Source organism: Enhygromyxa salina (assembly GCF_002994615.1).
GTDB lineage: Bacteria > Myxococcota_A > Polyangia > Nannocystales > Nannocystaceae > Plesiocystis > Plesiocystis salina_A.
This window is the reverse complement of record NZ_PVNK01000170.1, coordinates 65,390-77,600: the sequence shown is the minus strand read 5'-3', so window position 1 is coordinate 77,600 and position 12,211 is coordinate 65,390. Positions and strand designations below refer to the sequence as shown.

Annotated in this window: 6 protein-coding genes; 2 read left to right on the top strand and 4 right to left on the bottom strand. The window is 71.6% G+C overall.

Features of this window, described 5'->3' with window-relative positions:
* Positions 1-128: 128 nt before the first annotated feature.
* Positions 129-464 carry a hypothetical protein gene (locus tag ENSA5_RS19840; protein ID WP_106393249.1) on the top strand — a complete coding sequence of 112 codons (336 nt, stop codon included), beginning with the start codon at positions 129-131 and terminating at the stop codon, positions 462-464.
* 12 nt (positions 465-476) lie between these two features.
* Here ENSA5_RS19840 and ENSA5_RS19835 read toward each other — a convergent pair whose 3' ends face one another.
* The 4 genes from ENSA5_RS19835 to ENSA5_RS19820 all read right to left on the bottom strand — a co-directional run bounded on the left by ENSA5_RS19835 (position 477) and on the right by ENSA5_RS19820 (position 9,275).
* A complete protein-coding gene (locus ENSA5_RS19835) occupies positions 477-2,807 on the bottom strand; it encodes a S8 family peptidase (RefSeq protein WP_181197955.1) in 2,331 nt (776 codons plus the stop codon).
* Between the two features lie 128 nt (positions 2,808-2,935).
* Complete coding sequence (locus tag ENSA5_RS19830) at positions 2,936-3,925, bottom strand: AAA family ATPase (protein WP_106393247.1); 990 nt, start codon at positions 3,923-3,925, stop codon at positions 2,936-2,938.
* 170 nt (positions 3,926-4,095) lie between these two features.
* Positions 4,096-7,494, bottom strand: a complete 3,399-nt coding sequence (locus ENSA5_RS19825; protein WP_106393246.1) for a hypothetical protein — start codon at positions 7,492-7,494, stop codon at positions 4,096-4,098.
* Positions 7,491-9,275: an ATP-binding protein gene (locus ENSA5_RS19820; RefSeq protein WP_106393245.1), complete on the bottom strand. Its 1,785-nt coding sequence runs from the start codon at positions 9,273-9,275 to the stop codon at positions 7,491-7,493. Before ENSA5_RS19820 ends, ENSA5_RS19825 begins: the two co-directional genes overlap by 4 nt.
* Positions 9,276-9,375: 100 nt before the next feature.
* On the opposite strand from ENSA5_RS19820, the gene ENSA5_RS19815 reads away from it, so the two are divergent.
* Positions 9,376-12,210, top strand: a complete 2,835-nt coding sequence (locus tag ENSA5_RS19815) for a protein kinase domain-containing protein (protein ID WP_106393244.1) — start codon at positions 9,376-9,378, stop codon at positions 12,208-12,210.
* Position 12,211 lies beyond the last annotated feature (1 nt).

The following is a 12,211-nucleotide window of genomic DNA, read 5'->3' as shown; positions in this document are numbered from 1 at the left end:
CGTAGCTCCAGCCCGCAGCGGGCCCGCCCACGCTGTCCCCCGTCGGCGGCCCCGCTGCGGGCTGGAGCTACGGCCTCGGCGGCCTCGCCGTCGAGATCGACGGCGTCGACGCCCAACCCTGGGGCCGCGTGTACGTGGCCGCCGCCGGGACCCTCAGCCCCACCTGGGACCCCGAGGCCGGCGAGCTCAGCCTCGTCGGCAGCCTCGACCGCCTGGATCTGACCTGCGCCCAGCCCGACGCCCCCACCACCCTCGCCCTCCACGGCTGCTTCTCCGAGCTCCTCGAGGCCGCCGACGTCCGCGCCCGGATCGACGCCCACCTCCGCCCCGGCGCCCGCAACCTGCCCAAGCTCGCCCTGCGCGAGCTCCTCGCCAACGAGCTCGGCGTCGACCTCGAAGCCCTGACCCTGACCCGCCCCCGCCCCGGCGTCCTGCGCCTCAACGCCTCGCTGCGCCCGCAATGACCATGACGGTCGTCAGACGGGAATCTCAAGCCCATGCTCGAGAGCGACCGCGATGGAGGTATAGAGGTCGAGCCCCTCAGCCTCGATCGTGACGATCAAGGAGAAGGGGAGCTCCTTCGTGCGAAATTCAGCCCGCTCGTTCCACCACCCGAGGCGGGGCATGACGGCGATGAGCTTGTGACCGGCGAGGTACGAGGCATCGCCGCGCCAGCGGTCCGACTGGACCGTGCCCCGTTGTCGCCTCTGCGGGCCGATGTCCCAAGCAAAGCTCCGGGCTCGCCTCTCATCGCCAGCGGCTCCCGAACCGCGAGCGCGGAGAAGCTTATTGATCCGCTGTCGAAAGGGAAGCTCTTTCTCTTGGGGTCCCTGCATGTCCCAGCGAAGATCGAGCCCGCGAAAGGAGCGGCGCCGAAAGGTGTGGATCTCCGCGAAGTAGGAGAGGGTGACCCGTAGCTCGACCTGAGTCTGGGGATGGGCGAGCAAGAGATCCTGGGGCACCGGGAGGCGGAAGAACTTCGCAAGTCGGACGATCTTGTCCGTCATCTTCGGAGTGTCGGGTCGCTTCGGAGGAGGATCCTTGGGCACCTGCACGACATGCCCGCTGGGGATGACGTCCTCGACGATGACCGTCGCTCGACTTCGTGTGCAGGCGATCGCCAACTCCGGGTCCGGCAGACCGAAGCCGCAAATCCGCAGACGATCGTCAAGCGACTCGAATTGCTCCTTCATGACCTCGGTCCAGGATGCCGAGTGCGCGATCAGCCCCCGCACTGTCGCCGGTCGCAAAGAGGGGTCCGAGCGCCAGATACGGGCTGCGAGGTGGGCCGCGCGAGCGGTCGCCTCGCTGGTGGCCCACATGGAGGCGAGGGGGTGCGCCCTCCGATGACCGGCCGTCAGCGTGGTCAGGGTCGGAACCGTAGCGTCAGGCAAGTAACCGTCATAAGCAACGTTGCCCCCGCCGAGGACAACCTCGGGCTTGTTGGGGACGCGATCGCTATCGACCGGACGTGAAGTCGTCAGTGGATAGATGCCCCCCACTTCGCCGACCGGCTCGTGCTCTGGATACTCCTCCGGCGGCATGTCGTCGCGGGAGGCGACGGCTCCGACAGTCAGCGCGTTCCAGGCTTGGGCGGGATCCTCGATCGAGTGGATCAGGTTCAGCTGCGGGTAGTCCTTGATAACAGAGACCTCGTTCGACGCGATGTTGCCCGCGGATATCAGGATCAAGCGCCCCTCGCCGTCGTTCCAGGCGAGCTGCTCGATCGCCTGGCTCCACATCGTCGGCTCCAAGCGGCGGATCGGAGCGGTCACGCTGGTCGCGAATATGAACGGCCCGCCTCCGCTCGCTTCGACCCTTCGCACGGCGTCGACGGTCATCGGAGGCCACTGCGCACGAGCGGCCCCGTCTGAACTGCTGCTCTCGCTGGTCAACAACTTCACCGAGGAGATCCAGTGATGAGCATCGCCACCGCGAGCCGCGAGCAAATCCCCCACCCCGTCGAGGTGTAGTGCGACGCCAGCTGTCCCCGTGCCGTGTCCATCGACGTCGACCGCGGAGTCGATGCCCGGGACCACGCTGTGGGTAGAGCGAATCGCGGCAGCGAGGAGCGGGTGCCAGTCCGCGATCCCGGAGTCGAGCAGCACGACAGTCGGGGCGCTCTCTGGTGGCGGAGTGAGGGTCAGGCCGAGGTCGGCGTCCTTGTCGTGTTCGAAGTAGAGCCAGTCTCGGATCTCCTTGCGCGCGAGGCCGACCTCGTAAATACAGTCCACCCGTGCGACCAGGGCTGCGAGCTGCTCGAACGTGAGCTGCACGTAGAAGACTACGGAGGTGGTCGAGAGAAAGGTCGCCGCGATCCTGGCCGACTCGTCCATGCGCTCGAGCTGTCGAGAGAGCTGGCGCTCGGAGAGCTCGCTCGACTCGCGGGCGTAGACGCCCCCGCGACAAACAATCTCCAACCACTGCGACCCCTTCTGGAGCGCCTCCCGCGTCATCTGGGTGGACAGCTCGCTGAGTTCGGCGAGCGCCACCCCATTCATCGTGGCGACGAGCGCCTCGTGCTTGCGCTTGCCCGTGGGTGTCCGCTTCGAATCATCACCGAAGGCCCTAATCTTGTTGCGCAGCCCCCCGAGATCGGAGCTCGCCGCATCGAGGATGACCGTCCCCGAGTCAGGGTCCTCGCCAACGACGACCACATCTCGAATCCGGTCAGCCAGGCTGCCCGCAGGCAGTGAATGATCCGGCTCGGGATGAACAGCCACGACCTCGCGCTGCGCCTCCACGTCGCGCTCGCCGGGCGCTCTCGTGGCAACCTGCCTTGCGAGCTCGTCGATCTGCCCGAGCAAGTGATCACGATGAACCTGGGGATCTCTCGGTGGGAGGGAGGCTTTTTTCGGTCGCCTGCTGCGAGGATCCTGGAAGTACTCGGTGCGCTCGATCTTTCCGCGCAACAAAGGTAGGGGGGGCTTCGTCATCATCGTCCTCGAGCGCGTTGCTGATCATGGGCCCGCTGTTGAGCCTTTGTGAAGGCGCCCTCGAGATCCTCGAGCGTCGGCTCCTCCCGCCCGTCGAGGACCATAGTGCGGAGAGCGTCGTCACAAGCACGCCCGAGATCTGCGAAAGAGAGGCCCGCGCCAAGGGGGGCGACGCGATCGACGACTTTCTCGGCGATCGTATAGCTGCGCAGGCGCAGGCGGATCAGTGCGCGAAGCTGCTGCTCGTCCGGCATGGAGAAGGCGAGCACCACGTCGAAGCGCCGGAAGACCGCGCGATCTAGAAGTTCGGGGTGGTTGGTCGCGGCGATCAAGAGGCTGGGACTCTGGTCGGCGTCCATGAACTGCAGGAACGCAGTCACGACGCGACGCATCTCCCCGACATCCTGGGACTCTCCCCGGGCTTGGGCGATCGCGTCGAATTCGTCGAAGAGATAAACCCCTGGCCGTCGGGGCATCTCGTCGAAGACCGAGCAGAGGTGGTTGGCAGTCGCACCGAGAAAGCGAGAGAAAAGGGAGGCGAGCCGAAGCGTGAGTAGGGGCAGACCCATCTCTCCCGCGATGACAGTCGCAGCCAGGGTCTTGCCGCAGCCGGGGGGACCGTGGAAGAGGAGCCGACGACGCGGGCTGAGCCCGTGCCGCTCGAGGGCGGCCCTCGAGCGGTTCTCGTGCAGCACCTTCTCGAGCTCCTCGCACTTCTCTGGGCTCAGGATGAGATCCCCAAGCCGCTCGCGGCGGTGACCACCCTCGAGGATCTCGGCGAGTTCCCCCCGAGGACGGGCGATATCCACGACCGAGTCAGGACCGTGCCGTAGCGGAAGAGCAGCGATTTGCCGGCGGATGTCGTCGGCGATGCGACTGTGCCCTGCGGAGCTCTCCGCAGCCGCGAGCTGAAGTGCAGCCTTTCGAAAAGCACGATTGTCGCCCTCCGAGTGAGCTTCGATGAGCCGCTTGATGATGTCTGAGCGCATGGTCGTGAACGCTGACTTACTGTACAGCAGTCGGCATCTCGACGGAGCGAGTCCAGGACTGCGTGCGGTACCGGCGTGGTCCACGGTGGGTGGGCCATGTCAGAAGGTTTCGGCGTGATGCTCGCGTCGTGGGTCCGTGCGCGTCTCCCACCGTCACCAAGCCCCCCCGCTCACCCCAAGCGCAGCAACCTCCACAAAGCCACAACCAAATGCTCCGCCCCGAGCTCGACATCCTCCCGCTCCCGAGCCTGCTCAAAAAACGCCGCAACCACCAGCACCCCCGCGAGCAGGGCCGCCCGACGATGCTCGCCCGCGTCGAGCTCCCGGCCCTCGTCGAGCCCCCGCTGAACCCAGCGGTTGCGCAACCCAAACTCCAGCTCCAGCGATCCGTCGCGGCGCCGCTTGCCGAGCTTGGCCGGCCGCCACGAGAGCATCGCGGTGTCGAAGTGGACCCGCATCGCCAGGCTCTGGCGCACGACCTCGGCCAGCAGCGCCTCGCGCCGGTCGGTCAGCGGCCGCAGCGGGGCCGCGCCGAGTGACATCTCGCGCAGCGCCACGACCCGCGCGCCGCGATCTGCCGGCGTCCCGAGCCCGAGGTCGTCGGCGAGCCCGAAGCGATCTTCGACCCGCACGACCCCGCGGATGTACTCGACGAAGTGGTCGAGGCGCCGACGCTGGGGCCCGTCCGGGGGCAGCAAGGTCCGCTGACGCAGGGCGTCGGCGAGCAGCGCCCGGGCCTCTTTGGTGATCACCTCGCGGACCTGCGCGCGTCCGACCCGTTGGCCCTGGGGCGTCAGCAGCATCCGCCCCGAGACACGCCCGAGCGGCTCGGCGAGCTCGAGCTCCCCGACGCGCAGGCCCCGAGCCCACAGCCCGATCCCCTCGGAGCTCGCGTCGCCCGCGACCTGCAGCCGCCCGATCACGAAGGGGTGCACGACCGCACGGGCCAGCAGCGGCGGCACGCCCCGGGCCCGGCGGCGGACCGGCGCCGTCGTGCTCCGTTCGCTCGGGCCCTCGTCCTCGATCCGGGCGACCGCGGCCGCGCTCGTGGTCCCGGGCTCGAGCTCCTCGACCTCGGCGAGCAGCGCCGCGAGGCCCGGGACGACCTCGAGCATCGGACGCGGGAGGCCTCGATGGACGGCGCCCGCAGGGACCAGGCCCGGGCGCGGGCGCTCGCTGAGGACCGAGGCCAGGCTCACGAGTCGGGTCGGGCTGAGCGCCCGCGGGTCGTAGCGATCGAGCAAGGGCACGGTGTCGAGCCCGAGCGCGTCGCCGTCGAGGCCACGGGCGACGAGCAGGTGGCCGAGCAGGCGCTGGCGGGCGAGGGGATCGGTCGCGCTCCGATCGAGGTCGCGCTCGACCGTCGCGCGCCGGCGCACGAGGTGGCGCTGATCCTCGAGGGGATCGTCGACGACCAGCGGGTGGGCCTCGGCCACGACCGGCATGTCGAGGACCGCCGCGCGCCCGACCACGCGCACGAGCAGCGAGCGCGCGGCGTCGTCGGCGAGCAGCCACGGGCGCAGGCGCGGATCCGCGGACTGGATCCGCGTGTGGCGCTTGTGCGGGTGAGCGACGAGGATCAAGCCCGGCGCGCGGAGCTGACGGAGGCCGTCGCGCAAGGTCCTGGGCTCGCCGCCGTCGGGTTCGGTGCCCGTGCCCGTGCCCGTGCCCGTGCTCGGGATCGGGATCGGGATCGTGCGGCCGACGACGACGTCGAGCAAGACCGAGTCGCGCCAGCCGAGCCGGACCCCGTCCTCGCTCTGGACGTAGCGCAGCCCGATCGTGCCGGGGCCGAGCTCATCGAGGGCCGCGCGCAAGAAGGGGTTCTCCCACGCCTTGGCCCGGCTCATCACGTGGGCCAGCAAGCCCTCCCAGTGGTCCTGGGTCCGACGCCGACACAGCTGGACGATCTTGCCGAGCGCGAGGGAGTCGCGGCGGAGCTTGGCGACGTCGAGCTCGGGACCCTCGGCCCGGAGTCGACAGACCAGGGTCACGCCCGCGAAGACCTGGGCGCGCTCGTGGATCTGGGCGACCCGGCGCTCGTAGGCCAAGATCACGATGAACCCGGTCGTGGCCGTCCGCGCGCGATGAACGTAGGCGTCGATCGACAGGCGCAGGACCTGGGCGAGCGCCCCCGAGCTCTCGTCGCCGCCGATCGGGCTGTCCTTGACGAGCACGAGGGGCTCGTAGCTGCCAGCCCGCAGCGCGGTCAGATCCGCCGGATCCACGTCGCCCTCGGCCCCGAGCGCGCGCAGCGGGACCAGGCGCAGATCTTTGAAGCGCGCCCGCAAGACCCGCTCCTCCGAGGGCCACAGCGCCGCGACCCGAGCCTTGGCGTAGGCCGGGACCATCGCGGCCTGGTGACGCCAGACGTAGATCAGCTCGCGCCCGCGGCGGGCGTCCTCGGCCAGCTGATCGGTGGTGATCGTGTGGCCGCTGGCGCTGCGCACCCCCTCGCCGAGAGAGTCGCGGGCCTCGGGCCGTGAGCCCGCCTCTTGCTGACGGTCCAAAAAATCGTGGAGCCAGGCCACGAGCAGCTCGAAGTTGGCGTCGCGGACGACGCTGCGCTCGTCGGCGGTCAGGCGCAGGGTCGGGCAGTCGACGAAGCCGGCGAGCGCGACCGGGTCGAGCTGCTGCTCGCGCAGCGCGGGGCCGAGATCGACGAGCAAGATCCCGTCGCGCACGAGGTAGAGCGAGGCCCGCAGCCGCGCGAGCGCGTCGCCCTCGGCCCTGGCCGGCTTGTCGTCGGCCTCGGACGCGGCGACCCAGGCGAGCGAGCCGAGCAGCGCGTGCCCGCCGAGCTCGACCGGCGCCTGGGCGAGCGCGGGCCCGAGCGCCACCGCCCCTTGTTCGTCGACGTTGTCGAGCTCGTGATCCGCGAGCCGCTGCGAACGCCACAAGCTCGCGAGCTCGTCGCCGACCTCGCCGCGGCCCCGCAGCCACCGACCGAAGCGCGAGCTCAAGCCCGGCTGTGGCTCGCACACGCGGACGACGAAGCGGCTCTCGCCCTCGCAGCGGGCGGTCTTGCGCTCGACGTAGGGATCGCGGTCTTGCAGGAGCTGCTCGCGCCGCTCGAAGCGGCGCCCGCCCGCGGGGGTCAGGAGCTCGAGCGCGACGGGCTCGTAGGCGAGCGCGGCGTTGAGCGCCCGACCGATCAGCATGCGAAACCGACGGAGGCGAAGCTCGAGCTCGCCGCCCCCAGGGTCGGCGTGGAGGGGCTCGCCGAGGTCGGGCTCGAGCGCACCCGCGAGCATGTCACTCAGATCCAGGGCCGGCAGCGGCGTCCCCGGGACGATCACGTCGATCGCGACGACGCGCAGATCCTCGCCCTCGGGCGAGGCCTCGACGCTCACGCGGGCCTCGGCCAGCTCACTCAACGCGTTGGCCGCCCGCACGAGCAGCAAGGTCCAGTCCCAGCGCTCGTCGCCGCGCTCGCGGACCTGCTCGCGCAGGCGCAGCAGGGCCTCCTCGCGCGAGACCGTGAAGCGCTGGCGCGAGGCCGCGAGGCTGCCGAGGCGGCGGCTGTCGAGGAGCTCGGCGAGCTCCGGGTGGAGGGCCGCGGAGCTCACGGGCGCGCCCCCTGACTGTCGCGGTCGAGCGCTTCGGCGAGCTTGGCCACGTCGCCGACCTCGGGCGGGTCGTCGAGGTGTCCGAGCAGCCCGCAGGTCAGGGCGAGGCCCGCGACGAGCGGACGCTCGACGAAGCGCGCGACCGCGGCCTCGACCAGGGTGTTGTGGGCGTTGAGCCAGACCGTGCGCCGACGCAAGCTCGCGGCCGGGATCGTGCGACCGCCGTGGAAGGCCAGCGGCGAGGCGGCGCCGAACACCTCGGGGCCGAACACCGGGCTGCGCTCGGGTCGGCCGAGGACATCGACGAACTCACCGACGCGGATCGTGGCCTGATCGAAGCCCAACCCCCGGACCAGGCTCTCGACCAGCCCGCACAGGCCCGCGGCCTCGCCCTCGCGCGGCGCGACCCGGGCCACGGCGCGCTCGACCGGGAGCAGCTCGACCTCGGCGAGCTTGGTCAGCGCCGTCAGCCAGGCTCGATCTTCGCCGAGGTCGCCCGCGAGGACCGGGAAGCTCGTCGGGCCGAGATCCCGCAGCAGCCGCTCGAGCCCCTCGACGATCGGGCGCTCGCCCTCCTTGGGCGCGGCCCCGCCCTCGCGCAGGATCGAGGGCGGGGTCGCGACCAACAAGGGCCGCGCGCCCATCCGCTCGACCGCCGCGTCGAGGCTCACCGCCCGGCCGTGGGCGAGATCGCGGAGGATCGCGCGGGTCCGGGGCTTGCGCTCGAGGTGGGCGTACTCGAGCTCGAGGTGGGCGTGCAGGGCCCCGTAGATCGCGTGGCGCTCGTGGGTCCAGTCGGGGTCGGCGCGCAGGTCGTCGGCCTCGTCTGCCGGTCGGGCGTCTTGGCCGATCGCCGCGAGCGCCTCGAGGCGCGCGAGCAGATCTTCGCGGAGCTCGGCGACGAGCCCGAGCAGGCGCTCTTCAACCTGCGCGCGGCCGCCGTCATCGAGGACCTTGTCGCGGGCCAGGCTGGTCCGCAGCAGCGGGCTGTCGGCCCAGATCTGGAGGTGCTCGCTGGTCGATCCGAGCGCGTCGGCGACCCCGGCGAGGAGCTGGCGCGGGCCGCCCTCGGCCAGGATCAGCCCGCGGCGCAGGAACACCGCGTTGGCCGGGACCGCGAAGCTGACCCGCAGGGTCGACTCGCCGCGGACCTCGGCCCGGGTGAGCCCGGCCCCGAGCCCGAGCTCGGTCGGCTCGGGCGCGTCTTGGATCAGCTCGGCCGGCTCGTCACCGTCGAGATCCTCGAACGAGACCTCGAGCGGGCAGAACCGACACCAGCGCCACAAGCTGTCGCGGATCGCGTCGGCGATCGCCTCGCGCTCGCTCGCGCGCCCGCGTCGGAACAAGATGATCGTCGTGCCCTCGAGCGGGTCCTCGAGCGCGACCTTCTCGAAGCTGCGGTCGCCGTGAAACACGAGCTCCCAGCTCTCGCCCGCCCGACCGGTGTGGACCAGGATCGCCTCGGGCTCCCACGCGAACACGCTGACGAAGCCGATCCCGAAGCCCCCGGCCATGGTTCGGTCGCCGCTCTTGCCCGACGAGAACAGCCGCGTCAGCTCCTGGTCGATGATCGCCTCGTCCATGCCCGCGCCGGTGTCGAGGATCGTGAGCTCGAAGATGACCTCGCCCGGGGCCTCACTCAGCGGGTGGCTCTCGAGCGTGACCTCGACGCGGTCGCTGCCCGCGTCCATCGCGTTTTGGACCAGCTCGCGCAAGAAGTCGTAGGGCGACTCGAACTGCGCGACCAGCCGCTCGAGCAACGCGTCGACTTCGGCGGACATGGGAGCGGGAGTCTAGCAGCCCGGGGTGCTAGGGCCCCCGCGCTCATCCTGCACAGTGCCCGCGAGGCGGCGGTGCGAGGGGTCCTATAAACTACCCACGGTGGACCCACGCGACAAGGCGCCGTCGCAAGACAACACCCTGGTCGATGAGCCGCTCGCGCGCCGCCGGTCGACGGTCGTCGACCGGCCCGATCTCGACGGGCGCCGCCGCCCCACGAAGCCCAAGCGGGAGGGGCCCGAGCGAGGGCTCGCGCGCGGCGACGAGGTCGGCCGCTACGTGATCCTCGAGCGCGTCGGCGCCGGCGGCATGGGCGTGGTCTATGCCGCGTGGGATCCCAAGCTCGATCGCAAGGTCGCGCTCAAGCTGCTCCACAGCGGCAAGGACGGCCAGCGACTCGAGCGCGAGGCCCAGGCGATGGCGCGCCTGACCCACCCCAACGTGATCGCCGTCCACGACGTCGGCGAGCTCGACGACCGCGTGTTCGTGGCCATGGAGTTCGTCGAGGGCCGGACCCTCGGCGAGTGGGCCGGGCTCAGGCGCGGCCCAGCCGGCGCCCGGCCCCCGACCGAGGCGCTCGCGCCCGAGCGCGACTGGTCCGAGATCCTCGAGGTCCTGCTGGCCGCCGGGCGCGGCCTCGCGGCCGCCCATGAACACGGGCTGATCCACCGCGACTTCAAGCCCGACAACGTCATGGTCGGCGCCGACGCGCGCGTGCGGGTCATGGACTTCGGCCTCGTGCGCGCGGCCGAAGCGAGCGCCGACGAGGCCGCGGCGCGACCGAGCCGCTCATCAGGCGCGCCCGCGTCAGGCGCGTCCGCGCGGGCAGCCCTCGAAGCGCGAGCAGCCGCGTCCGCGCGAGCAGCCGCTTCCGCGTGGTCAGGCGCGTCCGCGCGGGCGACCCCCGAAGCGCGCGCGGACCGTGTCCCGGGGTCGCCCGAGCCGAGCGAGGCGAGGGTGTCGAGCCGCAGGCCCGAGTCTGGAGTCGACGGGGAGCTCTACGCGAGCCTCGGCAGCAACAGCGCGCTCGAGTCTCAGCTGACGATGGCCGGCTCGCTGCTCGGGACGCCCGCGTACATGGCCCCGGAGCAGCTGCGCGGCGACGAGGCCGACGCCCGCGCCGACCAGTTCGCCTACTGCGTGACGCTGTGGCAGTGCCTCTACGGTGAGCGCCCCTTCAGCGGCGACACCCCGCTCACGGCCCTGTTCTCGATCTCGAGCGGCAACTTTCGCGAGCCCGCGGCGGGGCGCGTGGCCCCGACCCGGCTGCGCCGCGCGCTCGAGCGGGGCCTGGCCGCGGACCCGCGCGAGCGCTGGCCCGACATGCGGGCCCTGCTGTCCGCGCTGGCCGATGATCCGAGCGCCCGCCGCCGCCCCTGGGTGCTCGGCGCCAGCTCCCTCGCGCTCGCGGCCGCGGCCGCGACCGCGGCGATCCTGGTCCAGCCCGCGCCGCCCCCCTCGCCCTGCGCCCACGCCGGTGAGGAGCTGCGCGAGCTGTGGTCCGACGCGCGCGCCCGCGAGCTCGCCGAGGTCTTCGCGGCCAGCGAGCTGGTCTACGCCGACGAGACCTGGACCCGGGTCGCGCGCCAGCTCGACGCGTGGTCGACGGGCTGGATCGCCGGACGCCGCGACGCCTGCGAGGCGAGCGAGGTCCGCCACGAGCAGTCGGCCGAGCTGCTCGATCTGCGCATGGCCTGCCTCGATCAGCGGCGCCACAGCTTCGCGGCCCTCGTCACCGTGTTCGCTAGCGCCGACGACACGGTGATCGAGAAGGCGGTCGAGGCCGTCGAGGCCCTGCCCGCCGTCGAGGTCTGCGAGGATCGCAGCTGGCTGACCGCGGCCGTCCGCCCGCCGGACGACGCCGAGCTCGCGCGGGCGGTCGAGCGCGTGCGCGAGGACGTCGCCCAGGTCGGGGCCATGACCGAGGGCGGCAAGGGCCCCGACGCGCTCGAGCTGGCCCGCGAGGCCGAAGCCCGCGCGCGCGAGCTCGGGTGGCCGCCGCTGATCGCCGAGGCCGCGATGGCCCTCGGTCGCGTCCACCAGGAGCGGGCCGAATTCAGCGAGGCCCGGGCGGCGCTCGAGGCCGCCTACTTCAGCTCGCGCCGCAGCGGGCACGACGAGGTCACGGTCTCGTCGGCGTACCTGCTGATCTACTGCCTCGCCGCCGGGCTGGCCGAGTTCGACGCCGCCGCCGACTGGATCGAGCACGCCCTCGCCGAGGCCGAGCGCGTCGGGCGGGACGATCTGCTCGCCGAGGTCTACGCGAGCATCGGCATCTCCCACTACCTTCAAGCCGAGAAGCTCGAGGCCGAGGCCGCGTTCGCGCGCGCGCTCGAGCTCCACACCGGAGCCCCGTCCGCGGACCTGGCCGCCGCCCACATCAACTACGGGACGGTCCTGATCAACGTCGACCACAGCCACGAGGACCGGGCCTTCGCCGAGCTCGACCTCGGCGTCACGATGCTCGAGGACACCCTCGGCCCCGAGCACCCCTCGGTCGCGGTCGCGCTGAGCAACTACGCCACGGTCCACGGCACGCTCGGTCATCACCGCGAAGCGATCGCGCTGCTCGAGCGCGCGCTTCGGATCAACGAGCGAAGCCAGGGCGAGGACCACCCGATGACCGCGCTCGTCGAGCTCAACCTCGCGATCAATCTGATCGAGCTCGGCGGCTCCGAGCAGCTCACCCGGGCGCTCGCCCTCGCCGAGCGCTCTGCCGCGACCCACGAGCGGGTCTTCGACCGGCGCCACGTCATGCGCGCGCAGTCCGAGCGCGCGCTCGGGCGGGCGCTCGCTCGGCTCGATCGGCCCCGCGAGGCGATCCCCCACTTTGACGCCGCGATCGAGATCTGGACCGAGGTCTTCGGCGAAGATCACGTCGAGGCCGAAGCGACCCGTCAGCTACGGGCGCGCTGCGACCTCGAACGGCAGCCCTGAG